Source organism: Ruegeria sp. H6 (assembly GCF_056532975.1).
The window spans coordinates 77,515-99,271 of record NZ_JBQFOA010000013.1; the positions used below are offsets into that span (position 1 = coordinate 77,515).

Below are 21,757 nucleotides of genomic sequence, written 5' to 3' on the forward strand. Positions count from 1 at the left end.
CATGATCTCACCGATCAATTCCGCCAACACGTCCCCTGCTACAGCATCGAACTCTGCGCAAACGTCTGCGCTGACATCGGATTTTGAGACCTTTCTGAAAATGCTGACGGTGCAGGCGCGCAATCAAGACCCGTTGGAACCATTGGATTCGTCGGAATATGCTTCGCAGCTTGCCCAATTCTCGATGGTGGAGCAGCAAGTGCAAACCAATGACCTTCTGTCGAACCTCGCCGGCGCGATGAGTGTCAACCTGGATCAACTGAACAGCTGGGTCGGGACGAAAGTGCAGACGTCTGCGGCCTTCAGCTTCAATGGAACACCCATCGAGATGACCATCGGCCCCGACCCCACCGCGGACAAGGCCGAGCTTGTTGTTCGCAACGAAAACGGTGGGGTTGTGGACAGGGTTCCAGTGCCAACGGACAGCACCAGTTTTACCTGGACCGGGCAGACCAAAGATGGTGCGCTGCCCGCAGGGGCATACACAGCATCGTTGGAAAACTTCCGCAACAAGGAACTGGTGTCCGAGACATCCGCCATGGTGTTCAGCCGCGTAACCGAGGCCCAGACCACCGAGGACTCCATCCTGTTGACACTGGAAAGCGGCGCGACAATTCCGGTTGAAAGCGTCGCGCATATCCGAACAGGCGCTTGATCTGCGGCGCGGTGCAGTCCAAAGCTTTGCAAATTCCGACTCGCTTTGGACATGGTGTGCCGTTCTGACTGACACAAATTTTCCTCCACCCGCGCTTGTGGCGCATCTGAACACTCGGCATTTGGTCATGCCGGATGTGCGGTTCGAGGTCCTGTATGGCGGGCGCACCAATCAGGTCTGGAAGATACTGGGCGATGGCAATGACACGGTTCTCAAACTCTATTGCACAGCTTTCGAAAACCCTTTGTTCCGAAACGATCCCCGGGCCGAGGCCGCCTGCCTGACGGCTTTTCGCGACACCGGGATCGTGCCAAATCTGCGGGCGACGGGGTCTTTCGAGGACCATACCTGGGTCATCTACGACCACGCCCCCGGGGTGCCATGGTCATCCGACAGCGGCCGCGTGGGACAACTGCTGGCCAAGGTGCATGGGTTTAACACCAATGTTGATGTCCCCCTTGGGTGCAACGGCAGCGCGGACCTGGAACAGCATGCCACCCGCATCCTAAACAACTGTCGATCCAGCCGAAAAAACGTTCTGATGGCAGTGAAACCGCATTCATCTGTCGACCCGCTGGCGCAGCGCGTCTTGATTCACGGCGATCCGGTTCCGGGCAATATTCTTGTATCGGGCAGAGGTGCCACACTGATCGACTGGCAATGCCCGGCTCTGGGTGATCCGTGCGAAGACCTTGCGATGTTTCTGTCGCCGGCAATGCAACAGATCTACCGCGGCGCGCCTTTGTCACCAGAGGAAGAGCAGCACTTTATGACTGCCTATGGCCAGCCTGCGGTTGCGTCACGTTACCGGGCGTTGCGCCCGTGGTTCGCCTGGCGCATGGCTGCCTATTGCCTGTGGCGCGCAGAAAACGAGGCCGCGGATTATGCCGCCGCCTTTGAGCGGGAGTTCGAGGTTCTGACCGCTACCAAAGATCCGCAATCCCCATAGCCAGATACGCCGGTGGTAAAAGCAGACGCCGCCAGCGCCCCAGCGGAAACCGGCCCGGCGTCTGGGAAATCGGTCCCGGCAGGCCCGAAGGCTGGCCCAGCGCCAAACGTGCCAATGCCCGCCCGCAATAGGTGCCCATCGCAACGCCGTTCCCGTGATAGGCAAAGCCCGCATAAAGCTCTCCTTGATCGGGAACGCGACCCGCAAAAGGTACAAGGTCGCGCGACAGACACACCATTCCCGACCAGATATTCGTGATATCGACAGTGGCCCAGGCCGGGAACATGCGGTGAAAATCCGCCACCACTTTGCGTCGAATGGCGTGTTCGGCCCGCGCCGAAGATCGCAAACCGCCGCGCATTCCAAACAGAAACCGCCTGTCGGGCAGCAACCGGAAATAATGAAGAAGGTGACGTGTGTCATAGGCGATCTGATCAGAGGTCCAACCCTGCGCCTGCAGTTCAGCCTCGGCCAGGGGGCGGGTCACCAAAACCGTCGATTGGGCGGGCATATAGCGTGCTGCCATCCAATCGGGGGTATCCTCGCTGGAATAGCCGTTGGTGCAGATCAGAACCTTCTCGGCCCGGATACTGCCAAGCGGCGTTTGCAGGTCGAATCCGCGGGTTGACTTGACGATCCGCAGAACACCGCTGCGCTGAAACAGCAAAGCCCCTTTTGATTGTGCGGCGGAGGCCAGGCCAAACAGGTATTTCCTGGGGTTTAGCCCGAACCCGACCGGAGTGGTATAGCCGCCCGCAAAACTCCCCCCGAGCCCCAGCCCCCCAAGGTCTTTGATTTCGTGCAATATGCCCTCATCACCCGCCCTTCGGCGCAGCCGGTTCATCGCGCGGGCTGAATGCGCCAGAATTGTCTCGCCTTTGGAATGTGTGTCAGCTGTGATGTCATGATCGGACAAAAGGCGCGCAACCAACGCGACGGCGTCCTCCTCGGCGTGTTCATAATCCTGTGTCGCCGCTTCGCCATAGCGCCGAACCATCATTTGGCGCGACAGTTTGGACCCGCCCAGACAACAGAACCCGCCATTACGGCCAGATGCGCCCCAGCCGGGAGTTTCGGCCTCAAGCACAGCGACCGAAGCGCCACCTTCGGCCAGGTGAAGCGCCGCGGAAAGCCCGGTAAATCCACCGCCCATGATCGCGACATCCACAGCAAGATCACCGCTCTGAACAGGCCAATCCGGTGCCTCAATCGTTTCGTCCCACCAGCACCCGGCCCGCGGCGCAGGGCTGAAACTATAGTCGGCGTATATGCGGTTCATTCGGCTCTGGCGGCGGCAAGCTCATCTTGCCTTTGTCGCACCATCGCGCGCTTTGTCACCAGCGACGCCGTTATGACGCCTACGGTGACCACCGCTATCATCAGGGTCGACAGGGCGTTGATCTCAGGGCTCACCCCGAGGCGCACGGCAGAGAAAATCTTGATCGGCAGGGTCGTCGCGGATGGCCCGGATGTGAATGATGCGATCACCAGATCGTCCAGCGACAATGTAAACGCCAGCAGCCAACCCGAGATCACCGCAGGCGCAATGATCGGCAGGGTGACAAGGCGAAAGGCCTGCGCAGGCGAACAGCCGAGGTCCAGAGCGGCCTCTTCCAGCGACTTGTCGAAGGTGACCAGCCGCGAGGACACGACGACAGACACAAAGCACATCGAAAAGGTTGTATGGGCCAGAACGATGGTCAGGATGCCCCGGTCCAGACCAATCCCGATAAAGAGAAGCAGCAGCGACAGACCGGTGATTACTTCGGGCATCACCAGCGGGGCATAGATCATGCCGGAAAACAGCGTCCGGCCAAAGAACCGCCCACCACGCACCAGCACATAGGCTGCAGCGGTGCCCAAAATCGTCGCCAGAGTTGATGAGAACACGGCAACCCGGATTGTGACCCAGGCGGCGTCCAGAAACGCCTCGTTCTGCATCAACTCGCCGTACCATTTGGTCGAAAACCCGGCCCAGACCGTAACCAGTTTGCTTTCATTGAAGCTGAAGATGATCAGTATGATCATCGGGATGTAGAGAAACGCAAACCCCAGCGTCAAGGACACCGCATTGAACCAGCTGAGCCTATTCATTTCTCGGCCTCCGTCTGTTTTTGCTGGTTGCGCTGGAACAGCACAATCGGGATCACCAGGATCAACAGCAATACGACAGCGACGGCACTCGCAACCGGCCAGTCGCGGTTCGAGAAGAACTCCTCCCACAGCACTTTGCCGATCATCAACGTACCCGAGCCGCCTAGAAGTGACGGGATGACGAACTCACCAATCACCGGGATCATCACCAGGAAACAGCCCGCGATGATGCCGGGGCGCGACAGGGGTATGGTCACCAGCCAGAACGCCTGAAATCGCGAACAACCCAAGTCTTCGGCGGCCTCGATCAGCGAACCGTCCATCCGCTCTAGCGACGAATAGATCGGCAGGATCATAAACGGCAGATAGGTATAGACGATGCCGATATAGACAGCAGTGTTCGTGTTCAGGATCGTCAGCGGGGTCGAGATGATGCCGGTCCACAGCAACAGCTGGTTCAGATAGCCTTCGTTCGACAGAATTCCCATCCACGCATAGACGCGGATCAGGAACGAGGTCCAAAACGGCAGAATGACCAGCATCATCAGCGTTGGGCGCCATTCGACCGGGGCGCGGGCCATGCCATAGGCGATGGGATAGCCGACCAGCAGTGTGAAGATGGTCGAGATCAACGCAATCTTGACGCTGGAAAGGTAGGCTTTCCAATAAAGGTCATCCTCGGTCAGCCAGACGAAATTCTCGAAATCCAGCTGGCTGAAGAACTCTTTGATGCCAGCCCATCCCGCCGACAGGTCCAGAGTGGGCGTATAGGGCGGTATCGCCAGCTCCGTGTCAGACAGCGAGATCTTCAATACGATGAAAAACGGCACCAGAAACAGCGCCAGCAGCCAGACATAAGGAATGGCGATCAGGATCGCGCGACGCATCAGTTCGCCAGCAAAACCGCAGCCGTCGCTGTCCAGGACAGCCAGACCGGGTCTTCCCATGTGAACGAACGGCGCGAGATGCGGCGGGTATTGGCCGTCTGTGCCTTGATGATCGTGCCGTTGGCCAGTTCAACGTGATAGGTGGACAGGTTGCCCAGATAGGCGATGTCCAACACCTTGCCCTGAACGGCATTCACCGCATCTGTGGGACGTTCGGCAGAGATCGCGACCTTTTCGGGCCGGATCGCAAGATGGCAGGTCTGGCCATTGCTGAATTCCGCCTTGGACGCCGCAGCGATAGGGGCTTGCCCTTCGGCCCAGTCAATCTGATAGGCGTCGCCCCCGTTGGAAGATGCACGCCCTTCGATGATGTTCACATCACCAATGAAATCCGCAACATAGACCGAGGCCGGGTTCTCATAAATCCGGTCCGGCGTTGCCACCTGCATCAGCCTGCCCTGATCCATCACCGCGACACGACTGGCCACAGTCATGGCCTCTTCCTGATCGTGGGTCACGATGACAAAAGTGGTGCCGGTCTTTTCCTGAATGTCCATCAATTCAAACTGCGTGTCCTGACGCAGTTTCTTGTCCAGCGCGCCCAAGGGCTCATCCAGCAGCAACAGTTTCGGCGCCTTGGCCAGTGATCGGGCCAGGGCCACACGCTGTCGCTGGCCCCCTGAAATCTGGTCCGGCTTTCGGCGAGCAAACTGTTCCAACCGGGTCAGGCGCAGCATCTCTTCAACTCGGTTTTCCAGGTCCTGCTTGGGCATGCTGTCCCGGCGCAGGCCAAAGGCGATATTCTCCCAGACGCTGAGATGAGGAAACAGGGCATAGGACTGGAACATCATGTTCACGGCACGCTTGTTCGGCGGAATGGGGTCGATGTCCTGACCGCCCAGCATGATATGCCCCTCGGTCGGGGTTTCAAAACCCGCCAGCATCCGCATCATCGTGGTCTTGCCACAGCCGGATGGACCAAGCAGCGCAAAAAATTCGCGTTCGAAGATATCCAGCGACAGGTTGTCGATCGCCGTAAACTCACCAAATCGTTTGGTGACGTTCTGGAACTGGATCAAGGGTTTCGCCTGCGGGTCATCCCACGGCGCAAAGACATCAGAGTTCATGCAGTCCCCGTTTCGGCAATCTGGAAAACTGGCAAGGCGGTCATGGCCGCCTTGCGCTGATGAATCGGATCAGGTGCCCGATTTGATCTTGGTCCACAGACGGGTCACGACCCGCTGGGTTTTTGCCGGATAAGGCGTGGTGATATAGAGGTTCTGCATGGTTGCATCATCCGGGTAGATCGCAGGATCACCAATGACGTCTTCCTCCAGGAACTCTTGCGACGCCTTGTTTCCGTTGGCGTAGTACACATAGTTCGACGCCGCAGCCATATTGTTGGCATCCAGAATGAAATTCAGGAACTTATGCGCGCCTTCCGGGTTCGGAGCATCCGCCGGAATGGCCATCTGGTCGAACCACATCAGCGATCCTTCCGCGAAGGGGTGATACTCGATAGTCACCCCATTTTCTGCCTCCGCCGCGCGATCGCGAGCCTGCAGAATATCGCCCGACCATCCAACGGCCACGCAGATATCGCCATTGGCCAGCGCGTTGATGTATTCCGAGCTGTGGAACTTCTGAATATGCGGGCGCACGCCGGTCAGCACATCTTCGACCTTTTTGATCACATCGGGATCATGGCTGTCGGGGTCCTCGCCGATATACTGCAACGTCATCGGGATCATTTCTGCCGGCGCATCCAGGAAATGCACGCCGCAAGAGGCAAGCTTTTCCATGTTTTCGGGCTTCAGAACAAGATCCATGCTGTTGAGGGCCACATCATCGCCAAGCGCCTCTTTGACCTTGTCGACATTTACACCAATACCCGTGGTGCCCCACATGTAGTTGATCGAATATGCATTGTTCGGATCATACCCTGAAGTGCGGTCCTGAATGACGTCCCACAGATTGCCCGCGTTCGACAGCTGTGCACCGTCGAGCTCCTGAAAGGCGCCCGCCTGGATCTGGCGCTGCAAGAACGTCCCCGATGGCACGACGACATCGTACCCGGACCCACCGGCCAGCATTTTGGTCTCAAGCACCTCATTGCTGTCAAATACGTCATAGATCAGGGTCAGGCCCGTCTCTTCCTCGAATTTGTTCAACAGTTCTTCATCGATGTAATCTGACCAGTTGTACACGCGCACTTCTTCGGCGAAGGCCGCCGAAGTCCCCAGTGCGATGACCGCTGTCATTGTCAGCGTTTTGATTGACATTTTCTTCTCCCTGCAAAGTGCGGCTATATTTTCCGCTTTTTTGGATTTGATCAAGTTTTGCGTTTTCCCCCGATCCTGCGTAAGGTTTCATGAGGTAAATGACCTGGCAAGTCAGGATCATGTAAATTGGGGCAAACCACTTGGATTTGATCAAAAATAAGGCACCCACACCTGGCGCAGAACCCGGCAACCGCCCGGCGCATGAGCAGGTTTACCAAATATTGAAATCTCAGATTCTGTTTGGTGATCTTGTGCCGGGACAGCCTGTAACCATTCAGGGGCTGGCTGATTCTCTTGGTGTTGGCATGACACCAGTGCGCGAAACGATTCGACGGTTGATCTCGGACGGCGCGCTGGTGTTTCAGGGCAATCGCAGGGTCAGCGTACCACTGCTGTCAGATAGCGATGTGCAGCAGGTTATTTTTGCAAGAAAGTGCGTAGAATCAGAGCTTTCCATGCGCGCTACACCCAAAATGACCTCCGCGGATATCGATCATCTCGAACAGCTGGATCAACGCCTGGACCTTATGATTTCTGACGGTGACGTCGGCGGTTATCTGCGGCTGAACCACGCGTTTCACGAAACGCTCTATCGTCATGCGGATGCGCCGGTGCTCTTTGATCTGGTCGAGCGGCTTTGGCTGCGATTCGGTCCATCCCTGCGCGTGGTGTGCGGCCGTTTCGGCACGCAGAGCCTGCCTGACCGGCACAAGGAGATCCTGTCGGCGCTACGTCACAAAGATGCGGAGGAGGCCGCGAAAGCAACCGCGCGTGACATCGAACAGGGGATGCAGCTGATGCTTGGCACGACAGGCCAGGGCTGACGATGCGCGATTCAATTGACACTCAATAATTTGATCATATTCTAGCCCGCAACCGCTGTTGCAGGAGAATCCCTGATGTCCACCATCACCAATCACATGCCGACCGCCGAGCTTCAGGCCCTGGATGCGGCGCATCACATGCATCCGTTTTCCACCAACGGATCGCTTGGGAAAGAGGGCGCTCGGGTCATTACCCAGGCAAGCGGTGTGTACCTGACAGACAGCGAAGGCGAACGCATTCTGGATGCGATGGCCGGATTGTGGTGCGTCAATATCGGCTATGGCCGGGACGAGCTGGCAGAGGCGGCAGCCCGCCAGATGCGGGAACTGCCCTATTACAACACCTTCTTCAAAACGACCCATGTTCCCGCCATCGCCCTGTCCGCCAAGTTGGCCGAGATTGCGCCGGGCGATCTGAACCATGTGTTTTTTGCCGGCAGCGGGTCCGAGGCCAACGATACCAATATCCGTCTGGTCCGCACCTACTGGGACGAGAAAGGCCAACCCGACAAGAACATCATCATCAGCCGTCACAATGCCTATCACGGCTCGTCCGTGGGATCGGGATCGCTGGGTGGCATGTCCGGAATGCACGCTCAGGGTGGCATGCCGATCCCCGACATCCACCACATCAATCAGCCCAACTGGTGGGCCGAAGGCGGCGACATGTCGCCCGAGGAGTTTGGCCTTGCCCGCGCGCGCGAGCTTGAAGAGGCGATCCAGGATCTTGGCGAGGAGCGCGTCGCGGCCTTCATCGCCGAACCCGTACAAGGCGCAGGCGGCGTGATCGTGGCGCCCGAGACTTACTGGCCCGAAATTCAGCGCATCTGCGACAAATACGATATCCTGCTGATCGCTGATGAGGTGATCTGCGGGTTCGGCCGCACAGGCAACTGGTTCGGTTCGCAAACCGTCGGCATCAAGCCGGATATCATGACCATCGCCAAAGGTCTCAGCTCGGGCTATGCGCCCATCGGCGGGTCTATCGTTACGGATGAGATTGCCGAAGTGATCGGCGCGACGGAATTCAACCATGGCTATACCTATTCCGGCCATCCGGTTGCGGCAGCCGTGGCGCTGGAAAACTTGCGCATTCTTGAAGAAGAGAAAATCGTCGATCACGTGCGCGACGTGGCCGCCCCCTATCTGAAAACCAAATGGGAGGCGCTGGCCGATCACCCACTGGTCGGTGAGGCGAAAATCGTAGGTATGATGGCCTCGATCGCGCTGACGCCGGACAAGGCAAGCCGCGCCAAATTCGCGTCAGAGCCGGGCACAATAGGATATATCTGCCGAGAGCGCTGTTTTGCCAACAACCTGATCATGCGCCATGTCGGCGACAGAATGATCATCTCGCCGCCTCTGATCATGACACCGGCGGAAATCGACGAGATGTTTGTGCGCATTCAAAAATCCCTCGACGAAGCCCATGCGGAGATCATTGAACAGGATCTGATGAAAGCCGCGTCGTGATCCGCTCAGCTTTGGCTGGCTAACGAAATCCCAGGCGGGGGCGGCGAGGCAGTGCCCCCGCCCCTATCTCAGCCCCTCAAGCAACCGCAGGGACGCGTAGCCATCCGGCAAAAGGCCTTGCGCCAGCTGATAGGCGCGCACGGCGCGGGTCGTATTGGGACCCGTGCGCCCGTCAATCCCTTGCGTGTCAAAGCCTGCCTCGGTCAGTCGGCTCTGCAGCTCTTTTTTCTCAGAAAAGCTCAGAACCCGATCGCCGCGCGGCCAATCCCCTTGAAACGCAGGGCGGCCGGCCAACCGGTCAGACAGGTGGCCAATCCCGATGACATAGGCGTCAGCGCCGTTATAGGCCTCAATCACCTTGAAATTATCAAAGATCATCAGCGCAACGCCTTGCCCGCCCGCAGGCAGCAGGATCGCCGCAGCCCCATGGTCCGGCACCGGTTTGCCGTCGCGTGCGAGCACCCCCTGGGCCGCCCATTCTGACGGCAATCGGGTGAAGTCGCGCCGCGCGGTGGCAAAATCGAACCCCTCAGGCAGGCGAACTTCGACCCCCCAGGGCTGACCCTTGGTCCATCCATGCTGCGCCAGATAAGACGCGGCCGAAGCCAACGCATCCGTTGGGTTGTCCGACCAGATGTCGCGGCGCCCGTCGCCGTCAAAATCCACCGCGTGATCCAGGAACGAAGTCGGCATGAACTGCGTATGCCCCATCGCGCCCGCCCAACTGCCGATCATGTTCTGCGGGCTGACATCGCCCGCCTCGATGATCTGCAACGCTGCAATCAGTTGGGTTTCAAAAAACTGCGCCCTCCGCGCATCAAACGCCAGGGTCGCCAGCGACCGCAATGTCTGATTGTTACCGCGAAATCCGCCAAACGAAGTCTCAAGCCCCCAGATCGCGGTGACCACTTCTTTTTCCACACCATAAGTGGCTTCGATCCGGTCCAACGCCTGACCATGCGCCCTCAGCGCATCCAGACCGCCTGTGACCCGCCGGTCTGACACGGCGGAATCCAGATAATCCCAGATCGGTTTGGTGAACTCTGCCTGGTTGCGATCCCGTTCTATGACATCCCTGTCATAGCGCATATCCGCCAGCGCACGCTCCAGTGTGCGGCGCGAGATTCCTTGCGCTTCGGCCCGGTCGCGAAACGCCCCAAGCCACGCCTGAAACCGGGCGTTGCCCTCAGCACTCACCCGTTTTGCCTCGGTCGTAGGCCGCAATACCGGCCGGATTGATACTGACACACCCGCCGCAGCGGTTTGAAGTTGGCCGTGGGCGGCCAGATCCTGAGACGGTGTTGGTAATTTTGTTGTATCCGCCTGCACAATGGATGCCCACAATGCCGCGGTCATGACGCCGCTTACGCATCTTTGCATTCCGATTATCCTGATCACTGCTCTGACCGCAGGATAGCGCGAAATTGGAAATTCTCAAAACACTCAGGACGCGTTCTCACTTTCTTTTGCTTCGCGCTCTGCGCGAATACGGGCCAGCGCCTCGCGCAACAGCGCAACGCGGTTAGGTCGGAAACTGTCATCTGTCACGGTCATCTCTTGCATCCGGTCCAACCGGAAGACACGGAAATCCTGACGCAAATGGCACCAACTCAGCAACACACTGGCGCGGTCCATATAGACGATGCTCAGCGGATCGACCTTGCGATATGTGTTGTCACCCTTTGCATCCGTATAGGCAAATTCGACCGTACGCTCATCCCATGTGGCCTGACGCAGGGCGGCAACCTCAATCCCCGGCAGCGCGGGCCGGTCGAACCGGGTGGCCGTCAGCACCGCGTGGCTCAGACGATGAGACTGGCGCTGCGGCAGCCGTCCTTGCAATTTGCGCAGCGCGGTGCTGGCTGCATCGGACAGGGCCGGATCACCGATCAACTGCACTTCGCGCAGGCCCAGAACAAGGGCCTCAAGCTCATCATCCGTAAACCCCAGGGGCGGCAGGGTGGCATCTTCGATCAGCGTAAACCCAAACCCCGCTTCACCGTCGATTACCGCCCCAAGGCCGCGCAACGTATCGATATCGCGATGCACGGTACGGGCCGATACGCCCAGGTCCTGCGCAAGCTGGCCGGACGTTTTGGGCGACGGGCCAGAGCGCAGGGCTTGCATCAACTGGAACAGGCGGGCGGTACGGGACATATCGCAGGTTACCCTATGCCTAATGACAATAATTGTCATCAACCCCCGCTATCTGTTCGGCACACCTGTTTTGGAGCCTCAGATGCTGACCCTTTTGACCTTTCCCTCTGCCTTTGGCCTATTCAGCGCCAGCCCATTTTGCGTGAAAACAGCCCTGATGCTGCAACATTCGGGGCAACGATGGCAGCGGTCCGATATGCTGGACCCGCGCAAGATGCCGCATCAGAAACTGCCGGTGCTGCGCACGCCGGAACGGCTTGTGCCCGACAGCGATCTGATCCGCGAATGGCTTGAGGCACAAGGCGCGGATTTCGACGCGGGCCTGAGCGATCTTCAGAAGGCGCAGTCGCGCGCGCTGATCCGTATGGCCGAGGAACATCTGTATTTCCACATCGTTCAGGATCGTTGGGCCAATGATGAGGTCTGGCCCATCCTGCGGGATACATTCTTCACAGTGATCCCGGCGCTGATCCGCAGGCCTGTGTCGAATTCGGTGCGCAAATCGGTTCTTAAGGGGCTGGGGTTTCAGGGCGTGTCCCGGTTTTCCCCGGCCGAACGCTTGGACCGCCTTGAACACGATTTGGAGGCGATTTCGGCCTATCTGTGGCAATCGCCCTACCTGCTGGGTGATCAGCCCAGCGCTGCGGATATGAGCGTCGGTCCGATGCTGGCCGCGATGCGCGCAACCCCAGCCGACTCCCCCCTGACGCGCCGGATCAAACAGGATACGTTGCTCAGCAGTTATGTTGACCGGATGGAACAGGCGATCCCGCTATGACACCGTTTGAAGACCCCAAGGTGCAAGCCGCCTTTGACGCATTTCCCCAGAATACCCGCGCGGGGGCTCTGGCCCTGCGTGAACTGGTGTATGAAACCGCGCGCGGATTGCCCAGTGCGCAACCGTTGACCGAGGATCTGCGCTGGGGCCAACCCGCCTATCTTGCGCCCAAGGGCTCAACCATTCGGCTGGGCGGGCACAAATCAGCCCCCTTTGCCCTGTTCGTACATTGCCAAAGCCGGCTGATGGGGGATTTCACCACGACCTTTCCCGGCGAAGACAGGATCGACGGGAACCGTGCGGTTTTGTTCGACACCCCGGACCAGATCGACGCCACGCGGCACGGCTGGCTGATTGCGCGGGCGCTGACCTATCACCTCTGACGGCGTTTGCGTTCGACCTTGCGCTTGATCTTGTCTTTCTTGCGCTTTGTGCTGACCGCCTTGCGCCGCGCGCCGCGTTTTGCAGGGCCGCGCCCGCGAGGCATGGCCTGATCTTCGATCGACAACAGCTCCAGCTCCAGCCCGCCGGTCACCGGCGTGGCCTCGGTCAGACGCACAGTGACGCGTTGACCGATGGCGATGATCAGGCCGGTATCTGAGCCCATCAGCGTCCCCGCCTCGCGGTCAAAGTGAAAGAACTCGCGCCCCAGAGACCGCACCGGAACCAGACCATCCGCGCCGGTTTCCTCCATTTTTACGAAGGCCCCGAACCGGGCAATGCCGCTGATACGGCCCGTGAATTCGTTGCCCACCCGTTCGCTGAGATAGGCAGCCAGATATCGGTCGGTGGTGTCCCTTTCGGCCATCATCGAACGTCGTTCCGTGTCCGAGATATGGGTGGCCGTCTCCTCCAGCCGGGTGACTTCGTCCTCGGTCAGCCCGTCCTTGCCCCAGCCATGGGCCGTGATCAGTGCGCGATGCACGATCAGGTCCGCATAGCGCCGGATGGGTGAGGTGAAATGCGCATAGTTCCGCAACGCCAGCCCAAAATGGCCAAAGTTCTCAGGGTTGTAATAGGCCTGCGCCATCGACCGCAAAGTGGTCAGGTTGATCAGCTCTGCATCCTCGGTGCCTGCAGCCGCGTTCAGCAGAGCGTTCAGGTGGCGGGTCTGCAAAACCTGACCTTTGGCCAAGTTCAATCCCGCTGCTTGCGCCGTCTCCCGCAGGCTTTCCAGCTTCTCGGGCGCGGGCTCTTCGTGCACCCGGAACAGCAGCGGGCGGCGCTTGGCGATCAGGGTTTCGGCGGCGGCCACGTTGGCGAGGATCATGAACTCCTCGATCAGCTTGTGGGCAACCAGCCGGTCACGGAACGCCACGCTTGTCACCGCTCCCGCATCGCTCAAAACGATCTGACGTTCGGGCAGGTCCAGTTCCAGCGGTTGCCGCGCAGCCCGCGCCGTCTTGAGCGCCGCATAGGCGGCATAGAGCGGCTTGAGCACCGTCTCCAGCAACGGCCCGGTGCGGTCATTGGGAGAGCCATCAATGGCCTCTTGCACCTCGGCATAGTTCAACGAGGCGGCGGATCGCATCAGGCCACGCACAAAGCGATGACCGATCTTGTTGCCCTCGGCGTCGATCTGCATCCGCACGGCAATACAAGCGCGCGGGACACCTTCGTGCAAAGAACACAGATCACCCGACAGACGATCCGGCAACATCGGCACCACGCGGTCGGGGAAATAGCTGGAATTGCCGCGCTTGCGCGCCTCGCGGTCCAGCGCCGTGCCCGGCTGCACATAGGCTGCAACGTCCGCAATCGCGACCCAGATCACATGGCCGCCCGGGTTCTTGGGGTCATCATCGGCGTGCGCATAGCAGGCATCATCATGATCCCGCGCATCCGAGGGGTCGATGGTCAGCAAAGGCATATCCCGTAGGTCCTCGCGCCCTTTCAGGCCCACAGGCTTGGCCTTGTCCGCTTCGTCAATCACCTTGTCGGGGAAATCGTCGGGGATGCCGTGCTGATGAATGGCGATCAGCGAGACCGCCTTGGGCGCGGCGGGGTCGCCCAACCGCTCGACAATCCGCGCGCGGGGCAGACCCATGCGGTTCTTGGGCCCGGCCTGTTCCGCCTCAACTAATTCGCCATCCTTTGCGCCCAGCACGGCGCCTTCGGGGACAAGCCATTCGGTCGACCCCGCCTTGTCGATGGGTACGATCCTCCCGCCCTCGGCCCCTTTGCGGAAGATACCGACGATCTTGCGCGGGTTCGTCCCGATACGGCGGATCAGGCGGGCCTCATAGTTGTGATCCTCTTCTTGCACCACGGTCAGACGGGCCAGAATGCGGTCCCCTTCGCCCAAAGCCGGATCGCTGGCGCGGGTGATCAGCAGAACGACGGGCTCCACCCCTTCGCCATGCCATTCCAGCGGCCGCGCGAATAGATCGCCATCAGCGTTCGGGGCCTTCACCTGCAAGACACTGACCGGCGGCAGGCGGTCGGGATCACGGTAACTGCGCTTGCGCTTTTCCAGATGGCCCTCGGCTTCAAGTTCCTTGAGGATGCGCTTCAGGTCAATCCGATCCGCGCCCTTGATGCCAAAGGCCTTGGCGATATCGCGTTTCGAGGTGAGGGTGGGGTTCGCCGAGATCCAGTCCAGGACCTCCTGCTTGGTGGGGATGCGAGTCATATCTTCGGCCTAGCACGGGTCTGCGACCGCGTCATGACCAAAAAAACCCTCAGGGTTTCAGATCGGCCACCGTATCCACATCGCGCAGGTGATCCAGCAGGGCAACACGGCAGCCGGGGGCCGAAGCGAGCGTATCTGCGAGCGCATGTTCGGTCGACCAGCGCACATTTCGAAACAACCCGCGCGGCAAAGCGGCATATCGCTGTGCCCCGACCAACCAGTAACCGCCATCCGGGGCAGGCCCAAACACCATCTGCGATCGGCCCAAGGCTTGAAATCCCCGGGCGATATGGGCGCGGGTGATACCGGGAATGTCCGCACCGATCAGACAGACCGGACCTTTCGGCATACCGCGCAGCATGCGGCCCATCCGATCTCCAAGATCGCCCCGTCCCTGTGCCGCACGGGGCAAATCCGCAGGCCAGACCCGGCTGGTCAATCCCTCACGATCCGGTGCGACAGCCAGCACGATCTGCCAGCGCGGATCACGCAACCGCCGGATCAGCGACCGGGTCTGATGACGAAACCACCAGGCCGCGCCAACCATGCCGATACCGCGCCCAAGCCGTGTTTTCACACGACCCGGACGCGGTTCCTTGACCATAATGACCAGTGTGCGTTGCATGGGTCAGGCGAAGTAATCCGTCAGGATCCGGGTATAGATCGCCTTGAGCTGCTCAATCTGCGCCACCTCGACGCATTCATCCACCTGATGCATGGTGCGGCCCACCAGGCCGAACTCGACCACCGGGCAGTGGTTCTTGACGAACCGCGCGTCCGACGTGCCGCCGGTCGTCGACAGCTCGGGCGTCAGGCCGGTTTCCGCCTGAACAGCGGCGGATACCAGCTGCGACAGAGCACCGGGCGGGGTCAGAAAGCTTTCGCCAGATATCTTGATCCGGACATCGACCGACACATCGAACACTTCCGCCACGCGTGCAGCTTCGGCCCGCAACCAGTCGCTCAGGCTGGCGCCCGAATGGCTATCATTGAACCGGATATTCACGGTTCCGCTGCATTGTGCCGGAATGACGTTTGTGGCGGGGTTGCCCGCGTCCATGGTCACCACCGCAAGGGTCGAGGCATCGAAATGATCCGTGCCCCGATCCAGCTCATGGCTGGCAAGCCGATCCATCAGTCGCGCCAGCGCGGGCAGAGGGTTTTTAGCCCGGTGCGGATAGGCCGAATGGCCCTGCACGCCGGTTACGGTAAACCATGCGGTCATTGAGCCACGACGACCGATCTTGATCATCTCGCCCATTGTGTTGGGACAGGTTGGCTCTCCGACCAGACAGACAGACATACGCTCGTCTTCCTGATCCATATAATCCAGCAGCGCCGTTGTGCCGTCGAACGCGTCGCCTTCTTCGTCGCCGGTGATCGTCAGGATGATCGCACCGTCGGGTGGCGTATTTTGCACAAAATCCATCGCGGCGGCGGCGAAAGCTGCGACGCCGGATTTCATATCGGTCGCGCCGCGCCCGTAAAGAACGCCATCGCGTATCTCGGCTCCAAAGGGCGACGCGGTCCAGGCGGCTTCGTCTCCCACCGGGACTACATCTGTGTGGCCGTTGAAGCCAAAGGTTCGCGCATGCGCCTTACCGCCCCAGCGTGCAAACAGGTTGGATACGCCGCCGCGGTCCACCCGCACGCAGTCAAAGCCGCCCTCCGACAACACCTTTTCCAGCAGCACAAGCGCACCGCCTTCGGCAGGTGTGACCGATGGGCAACGGATCAAATCGGCGGTCAACTGCACAGGATCGGTCATATCTGGCCTTTCGCTTTCATCCACGAACGTGTTCGCGCACAGATTCAACGAATTGGCCGGATTGCCAACCCCACAGCGCCAATTTTCCCAAATCGACAGCTGCAAAATGTCGATATGATACATCAAGGAAATATGGCGTTTTCCCCTGCGACAGCCTTGCTGTTCAACCCTCAATTGCGTTAGAGGGCGCGCAACAGGTGCATACCCGATGAAACGATTCCTCTTCGCTTTGATCTGCCTGACTTTTGCGGTTCTCAGCCAACAAAGCCAGGCGCAATCCCTGAAGGTCACCACCGTGACCCGCCCCCCGTTTTCCTATGTCGAAGACGGGGCCGATGTCGGCTTTTCGATGGACCTGCTGCGCGCGTTGGCCGAGGCGCTGAGCTGGGAATATGAAATCGACCGCGTCGACGGGTTTGGCGAAATGCTTCTTAAGGTTCAGGAAGGCGCCGCCGACCTGGCCATCGCCAACATCTCGATCACGGCAACCCGCGAAACGCAGATGGATTTCAGCCAGCCCATTTTCGAGGCAGGCTTGCAGATCATGGTGCCGTCAGATGCGGCGCGCAGGCCTTCGCTGTTGCAGGCTTTGCTGTCCAAAGAACTGTTTATCGCTATCGGTCTGGCCTTTGCCATACTATTGGGCGGCGGCATGCTGATGTGGGTGTTCGAGCGCCGCTCGCAACCCTATTTCGACCGCAAACTGGACGAGGCATGGTTCCCGTCCTTCTGGTGGGCGCTGAACCTTGTGGTCAATGGCGGGTTCGAGGAACGGATGCCGCGCACACCCTTTGGGCGGCTTTTGGGTGTGATACTGGTCGTGTCATCGCTGTTCATTGTTTCGGTCTTTACCGCGCGCATCACCTCGGTGATGACCGTTGATGCCATCAGTGGTAACGTCAATTCGGTCAATGATCTTTATGGCAAAGATGTGGGAACGATATCCGGCTCGACCGCCGCCAGCTTTCTGACCCGCCGCGAGATCGAATTTGTTGGATATAATGATCTGGAAGGCCTGCTGAACGCCTTTACGGAAAAAGAGCTGGACGCAGTTGTTTTCGATGCGCCGATCCTGTCCTACTTTGCCACCCATGAAGGGCGCAGGATCGCATCCGTCACAGGCGGAGTATTCCTGCGGGAAAACTACGGCATCGCCTTCCCGACCGGCTCGCCCTTGGTGGAAGAGGTCAATCAGGCGCTTCTGGCCCTGCGCGAAGACGGCACCTATGACGAGATTTACCGGACCTGGTTCGGGTCCCGAAACTAGGCCTGATCGTCGTCGCCGAAAAACGGTGTCATCTGCGCAACGATCACTGCGTTTTCATCCAATGCCCGTTGCATCAAGGCGCGTTCATCTCCGCCGATCTCATGCCCTTGCGCCTCACGCTCGGCCAAGGTGCCATATCCGGTCACATCCAAAGGTGCGGTATCGGCCTGTTTGAGGATGGCCACCGTCTCGCGCACGGCCTCGGCCTCATCCACGCCGCTCGCAAAACACATTAACGCCGCCCCGGTCGCGCCCTCTGGCAAGCCGTCGCCATCTTTACGACCGATCTGTACCAGCAATGTGTAGACTTGCTGGCGCGAGGGTTTTTTCTGCTTTTCCATGGGTGCGGCCTTAGCGACGTAGGCTGGCGTGGTCAAGTTGACAGGCGGGTTGATCTGGGCCCACCCCTGGCGGGCAGAGCGTTGTGCCTTCACAGATGGTCCCAAAGAAAACTGAAAATGGCCGCCAGGTACAGGCCCGCCACGACATAGACCTTGTGCCCTTCATCCAACCATTCTTGCAGTGTCAGGGTAAAACACTTTACGCGACAAGCGTCGTGAGAGCCCGCAAACTCTCCGCCAAACAAGAAGAAGGTTGCAAGGCCACCGAACAAGATCAGCGACAACCATTTTCTGATGTCTCTGGGTATCTTAAGGCGCATGAGCTCTGCTTACAGTATCACAACCCACGTGGCCATGAACGAAGACCCACACCCAAGAAAAAGCCCCAGCGCAATGCACCGGGGCTCTGTAATTTTCGATTGCGGCGGGTGATCAGTCGCGCAGCAGCTCGTTGATTCCGGTTTTCGAACGGGTCTTTTCGTCCACCCGTTTCACGATCACCGCACAGTAAAGGCTGATGTTGTTCTTGGATGGCATCGAGCCCGCAACAACCACCGAATAGGGCGGAACCTCGCCATAGGTGACCTCACCGGTTTCACGGTCGACGATTTTGGTCGATTTGCCGATAAAGACGCCCATCCCCAGGACCGAGCCTTCGCGGACGATGCAGCCTTCGACCACCTCGGAACGGGCGCCGATAAAGCAGTTGTCCTCGATAATGGTCGGGCCCGCCTGCATCGGCTCCAGCACACCGCCGATACCAACGCCGCCCGACAGATGCACGTTCTTGCCGATCTGCGCGCAGGACCCAACGGTGGCCCAGGTGTCAACCATGGTGCCTTCGTCCACATAAGCGCCCAGGTTCACGAAAGACGGCATCAGCACCACACCAGGGGCGATAAAGGCAGATTTGCGGACAACGCAGTTCGGAACGGCGCGGAACCCGGCAGCCTGCCACTGGTTCTCGCCCCAGCCGGCAAACTTGCTGTCAACCTTGTCCCACCAGCCACCGGCTTGCGGGCCTCCGGTCTGGATTTCCATATCCTTGATGCGGAACCCCAGCAGCACGGCCTTCTTGGCCCACTGGTTCACATGCCAGTCGCCGCTTTCCAGCTTTTCTGCCACGCGCAACGAACCGCTGTCCAACGCGTTCAGCGTATCCTCGATCGCTTCGCGCTGTTCACCGGTGGTCGCGGGCGAGATCGTGTCGCGCGCTTCCCATGCGGCTTCGATTGCGGCTTCCAGTTGGGCGTTGGACATGAGCTGTCTCCCTATCGAATCTGTTCACGTTGGTGTGGCCTATACGCAAGCGGAAACCATCGTGCAATGCGACGCGGTCGGTTCTATTTGCGTCAGTCTTCCGTCACAGCCGCCAAAGCCGCAAACATATCGCGGTCGCTTCCCGTTCCGGCATTGGGGGCCGTCAGCAGAACGTCTCCATAAAAGACCGAGTTCGCACCGGCCAGAAAGCACAGCGCCTGCTCTGCCGCGGAAAAGTCGGACCGGCCCGCGGACAGGCGCACGCGCGTTTGCGGCATGGTGATGCGGGCGACTGCAACCATGCGCACCAGATCGAAAATGCCGACTTTGTCCCGATGGGCCAGCGGCGTGCCTTCGATCGGGATCAGGGCATTGATCGGCACGCTTTCGGGATGGGGGTCGAAATTGGCCAGAACTTGCAACATCGAGGCCCGGTCACGCAGGCTTTCGCCCATGCCGATGATCCCGCCGCAGCACAAGTCAATCCCGGCGTCGCGACAATGACCAAGCGTTTCCAACCGATCCTGATAGGTTCGCGTGCCGATGATCTCGCCATAGAATTCAGGCGAGGTATCCAGGTTGTGGTTATATGCGGTCAGACCGGCCTCGGCCAAACGGTGGGCCTGATGCGGTTTGAGCATCCCAAGGGTCACGCAGGCCTCCATCCCCAGACCGCGAACACCGCGCACCATCTCAAGCACATTGTCGAACTCTTCACCGTCGCGCACTTGCCGCCAGGCAGCGCCCATACAGAACCGTTCGGCCCCGGCATCGCGTGCCCGCTTGGCCAGCGAGACCACATGGCCCGGATTCATCAGCTTTTCCTTGGTCAGTTCGACCTCGCGATGATGGGCCGATTGCGGGCAATAGGCGCAGTCTTCGGGGCAACCGCCGGTCTTGATCGACAACAGGCTGGCCTTCTGAATGTCCTCTGGGTCGTGATGCGCCTGGTGGACAGCATTGGCACGACCAACAAGTTCGAGCAGGGGAAGGCGCAAAAGCGCCTCCACCTCATCCACTGACCAATCGCTGCGGATGTCCGTGACGCTATCAAGCATCGGCTTTCGCCCCGCGGATTTTCGCGATCCATGCGGTGGGCAGGCCGATGATCAGCACTGCGGCCAGAGCGATCTTGACCAGATCCCCCACGATGAAGGGCGTAAAGCCGTAGACCAGCACTTTGTCCGCAGGGACGAACTGTGCGAGCCATCCCAGACCAAGCGCGTAGATCGCCACCAGACCAAGCAGCATGGCAGGGGCCAGAAACAGCTTGCTCAGGTGATCGGCGGCCCAACCGACAATCCCGGCGGTCACAACAAAGCCAAGCAGGTAACCACCTGTGCCGCCCATCATGTAAGCCAGACCAATGCCCTTTTCGGGTGTTCCGGCAAAGACCGGCAGGCCGACGGCGCCCGCGGCCATGTATCCCAACAGCGTGGCCATCCCCAGACGCAGGCCAAACCCGGCGGCAATGGCCATGACCGCCGCCACTTGCAAGGTCATCGGCACCGGCCAGAAGGGCACTTGAATCTTGGCGCTGGCGGTCAGCAGCAGGATACCCGCAATCACGCGCAAGACCTGACCCGAAGCGGTCAGGGCGCCTGCGCCCGGCAGGGTGGATTGAAGAGTGTTTCTCATGGCATTGCCTTTTTATAGATAAAAACTGATTATTTCGACTTAAAGCATCCAAATTATCTATTTAAAATCAAGAGAAATTTTCCAAGCCCGAAAAACAGCCATTTCTCAATAGGTAATCAGGATCAGCTGGCCCTGCGGATGTGACGCACAAGAATCGAGGTGGCGGCTGATGCGTCCTTGTTCTTGAGCGCCTGCACAATTGCCGCGTGATCGGTATCCACACGTTGCACCCATTTCGGCCGCCAGTGGGCAAACAGGTGGCGCGCGCTGGCGATGTGAAGATCATCGATTGCGTGCAACAGGCGGGGCAATCCGCACGGGGTCAGAATCGCCCTGTGAAACAGGCGGTTGCGCGCCTCCCATTCCGGCATGGTTTCGGCCTGATCACAGGCCAGCCGAGCCTCATCCGTAGCCCTCAGTGCGACAGGCGTCATATTTTGCACGGCATGTTGCAGGGCCAGGGATTCCAACGCCACACGCATCTCGATGACTTCCCGCACTTCCGCCGGATCCAGCGCGGTGACCCGCATACCCCGGCGCGGCTCGCTTTGGGCAAGCCCATGGGCCTGTAGCCGCAACAAGGCCTCACGCACCGGCACATGGCTGGTCTCAAACGCGCGCGCAATATGATCCTGCCGCAGCTTTTCACCGGCAGAAAGCTGGCCGGTGATGATCTGCTGGCTCAGCGCGTCATAGATGGTATCGGCAATGGTCGCGGTCATGGATTATAGATAAAATCCATGACCTCTCAG

General features: G+C 59.5%; 23 protein-coding genes. 7 read left to right on the forward strand and 16 right to left on the reverse strand.

What is annotated here, in order from left to right; all coding sequences use genetic code 11:
• The first annotated feature begins 1 nt into the window (after position 1).
• Positions 2 to 655, forward strand: a complete 654-nt coding sequence (locus ACR0AG_RS18345) for a flagellar hook capping FlgD N-terminal domain-containing protein (RefSeq protein WP_480841598.1) — start codon at positions 2 to 4, stop codon at positions 653 to 655.
• Positions 621 to 1,604 (forward strand): phosphotransferase, encoded by a 984-nt coding sequence (locus ACR0AG_RS18350; RefSeq protein ID WP_480841600.1) that lies wholly within the window; start codon positions 621 to 623, stop codon positions 1,602 to 1,604. The genes ACR0AG_RS18345 and ACR0AG_RS18350 overlap by 35 nt, the downstream gene beginning before the upstream one ends.
• Here ACR0AG_RS18350 and ACR0AG_RS18355 read toward each other — a convergent pair.
• The 5 genes from ACR0AG_RS18355 to ACR0AG_RS18375 form a co-directional block, all read right to left on the reverse strand.
• Positions 1,579 to 2,883: an NAD(P)/FAD-dependent oxidoreductase gene (locus ACR0AG_RS18355; RefSeq protein WP_480841602.1), complete on the reverse strand. Its 1,305-nt coding sequence runs from the start codon at positions 2,881 to 2,883 to the stop codon at positions 1,579 to 1,581. The two genes, ACR0AG_RS18350 and ACR0AG_RS18355, sit on opposite strands and share 26 nt — an antisense overlap.
• Entirely contained in the window at positions 2,880 to 3,698 is an 819-nt protein-coding gene (locus tag ACR0AG_RS18360; RefSeq protein WP_170794361.1) for an ABC transporter permease, read from the reverse strand. Before ACR0AG_RS18360 ends, ACR0AG_RS18355 begins: the two co-directional genes overlap by 4 nt.
• A complete protein-coding gene (locus ACR0AG_RS18365) occupies positions 3,695 to 4,585 on the reverse strand; it encodes an ABC transporter permease subunit (protein ID WP_480841605.1) in 891 nt (296 codons plus the stop codon). The genes ACR0AG_RS18360 and ACR0AG_RS18365 overlap by 4 nt, the downstream gene beginning before the upstream one ends.
• Positions 4,585 to 5,712, reverse strand: coding sequence for an ABC transporter ATP-binding protein (locus ACR0AG_RS18370; RefSeq protein ID WP_480841607.1), 1,128 nt, complete (start codon positions 5,710 to 5,712; stop codon positions 4,585 to 4,587). The genes ACR0AG_RS18365 and ACR0AG_RS18370 overlap by 1 nt, the downstream gene beginning before the upstream one ends.
• Positions 5,713 to 5,781: 69 nt before the next feature.
• Complete coding sequence (locus ACR0AG_RS18375; RefSeq protein WP_480841609.1) at positions 5,782 to 6,867, reverse strand: polyamine ABC transporter substrate-binding protein; 1,086 nt, start codon at positions 6,865 to 6,867, stop codon at positions 5,782 to 5,784.
• A gap of 140 nt (positions 6,868 to 7,007) precedes the next feature.
• On the opposite strand from ACR0AG_RS18375, the gene ACR0AG_RS18380 reads away from it, so the two are divergent.
• Both ACR0AG_RS18380 and ACR0AG_RS18385 read left to right on the forward strand, forming a co-directional pair.
• Positions 7,008 to 7,691: a GntR family transcriptional regulator gene (locus tag ACR0AG_RS18380; protein WP_480841611.1), complete on the forward strand. Its 684-nt coding sequence runs from the start codon at positions 7,008 to 7,010 to the stop codon at positions 7,689 to 7,691.
• Between the two features lie 75 nt (positions 7,692 to 7,766).
• On the forward strand, positions 7,767 to 9,164 hold the full coding sequence (locus ACR0AG_RS18385) for an aspartate aminotransferase family protein (RefSeq protein WP_480841613.1): 1,398 nt from the start codon (positions 7,767 to 7,769) through the stop codon (positions 9,162 to 9,164).
• A gap of 63 nt (positions 9,165 to 9,227) precedes the next feature.
• On the opposite strand, the gene ACR0AG_RS18390 is transcribed toward ACR0AG_RS18385, so the two are convergent.
• Both ACR0AG_RS18390 and ACR0AG_RS18395 read right to left on the reverse strand, forming a co-directional pair.
• Positions 9,228 to 10,544 carry a lytic murein transglycosylase gene (locus ACR0AG_RS18390; protein WP_480841615.1) on the reverse strand — a complete coding sequence of 439 codons (1,317 nt, stop codon included), beginning with the start codon at positions 10,542 to 10,544 and terminating at the stop codon, positions 9,228 to 9,230.
• A gap of 63 nt (positions 10,545 to 10,607) precedes the next feature.
• Entirely contained in the window at positions 10,608 to 11,321 is a 714-nt protein-coding gene (locus tag ACR0AG_RS18395; RefSeq protein WP_480841617.1) for a helix-turn-helix transcriptional regulator, read from the reverse strand.
• 22 nt (positions 11,322 to 11,343) lie between these two features.
• Between ACR0AG_RS18395 and ACR0AG_RS18400 the strand changes: the two genes are divergently transcribed.
• On the forward strand, positions 11,344 to 12,099 hold the full coding sequence (locus ACR0AG_RS18400) for a glutathione S-transferase family protein (protein ID WP_480841619.1): 756 nt from the start codon (positions 11,344 to 11,346) through the stop codon (positions 12,097 to 12,099).
• Positions 12,096 to 12,482, forward strand: coding sequence for a DUF1801 domain-containing protein (locus ACR0AG_RS18405; RefSeq protein ID WP_480841621.1), 387 nt, complete (start codon positions 12,096 to 12,098; stop codon positions 12,480 to 12,482). Before ACR0AG_RS18400 ends, ACR0AG_RS18405 begins: the two co-directional genes overlap by 4 nt.
• Here ACR0AG_RS18405 and rnr read toward each other — a convergent pair.
• From rnr to dapE, 3 genes are read right to left on the reverse strand one after another with little or no spacing between them, the layout of a single operon-like run.
• A complete protein-coding gene (gene rnr / locus ACR0AG_RS18410) occupies positions 12,473 to 14,731 on the reverse strand; it encodes a ribonuclease R (RefSeq protein ID WP_480841623.1) in 2,259 nt (752 codons plus the stop codon). The genes ACR0AG_RS18405 and rnr overlap by 10 nt on opposite strands.
• Before the next feature lie 49 nt (positions 14,732 to 14,780).
• The gene (locus ACR0AG_RS18415; protein ID WP_480841625.1) at positions 14,781 to 15,356 is read right to left on the reverse strand and encodes a TIGR04282 family arsenosugar biosynthesis glycosyltransferase; all 576 of its coding nucleotides are present in this window, start codon (positions 15,354 to 15,356) and stop codon (positions 14,781 to 14,783) included.
• Positions 15,357 to 15,359: 3 nt separating this feature from the next.
• Positions 15,360 to 16,499 carry a succinyl-diaminopimelate desuccinylase gene (gene dapE / locus ACR0AG_RS18420; protein WP_480841627.1) on the reverse strand — a complete coding sequence of 380 codons (1,140 nt, stop codon included), beginning with the start codon at positions 16,497 to 16,499 and terminating at the stop codon, positions 15,360 to 15,362.
• 208 nt (positions 16,500 to 16,707) lie between these two features.
• Between dapE and ACR0AG_RS18425 the strand changes: the two genes are divergently transcribed.
• Positions 16,708 to 17,766, forward strand: coding sequence for a transporter substrate-binding domain-containing protein (locus ACR0AG_RS18425; RefSeq protein WP_480841629.1), 1,059 nt, complete (start codon positions 16,708 to 16,710; stop codon positions 17,764 to 17,766).
• On the opposite strand, the gene ACR0AG_RS18430 is transcribed toward ACR0AG_RS18425, so the two are convergent.
• The 6 genes from ACR0AG_RS18430 to ACR0AG_RS18455 all read right to left on the reverse strand — a co-directional run bounded on the left by ACR0AG_RS18430 (position 17,763) and on the right by ACR0AG_RS18455 (position 21,727).
• Positions 17,763 to 18,107 (reverse strand): hypothetical protein, encoded by a 345-nt coding sequence (locus tag ACR0AG_RS18430; protein ID WP_480841631.1) that lies wholly within the window; start codon positions 18,105 to 18,107, stop codon positions 17,763 to 17,765. The two genes, ACR0AG_RS18425 and ACR0AG_RS18430, sit on opposite strands and share 4 nt — an antisense overlap.
• A gap of 89 nt (positions 18,108 to 18,196) precedes the next feature.
• A complete protein-coding gene (locus tag ACR0AG_RS18435; protein ID WP_480841633.1) occupies positions 18,197 to 18,427 on the reverse strand; it encodes a hypothetical protein in 231 nt (76 codons plus the stop codon).
• 112 nt (positions 18,428 to 18,539) lie between these two features.
• A complete protein-coding gene (dapD, locus tag ACR0AG_RS18440; RefSeq protein WP_480841635.1) occupies positions 18,540 to 19,367 on the reverse strand; it encodes a 2,3,4,5-tetrahydropyridine-2,6-dicarboxylate N-succinyltransferase in 828 nt (275 codons plus the stop codon).
• A gap of 92 nt (positions 19,368 to 19,459) precedes the next feature.
• Positions 19,460 to 20,425: a biotin synthase BioB gene (bioB, locus tag ACR0AG_RS18445; protein WP_480841637.1), complete on the reverse strand. Its 966-nt coding sequence runs from the start codon at positions 20,423 to 20,425 to the stop codon at positions 19,460 to 19,462.
• On the reverse strand, positions 20,418 to 21,005 hold the full coding sequence (locus tag ACR0AG_RS18450; RefSeq protein WP_480841639.1) for a biotin transporter BioY: 588 nt from the start codon (positions 21,003 to 21,005) through the stop codon (positions 20,418 to 20,420). Before ACR0AG_RS18450 ends, bioB begins: the two co-directional genes overlap by 8 nt.
• Positions 21,006 to 21,127: 122 nt before the next feature.
• Complete coding sequence (locus ACR0AG_RS18455) at positions 21,128 to 21,727, reverse strand: GntR family transcriptional regulator (RefSeq protein ID WP_480841641.1); 600 nt, start codon at positions 21,725 to 21,727, stop codon at positions 21,128 to 21,130.
• Positions 21,728 to 21,757 lie beyond the last annotated feature (30 nt).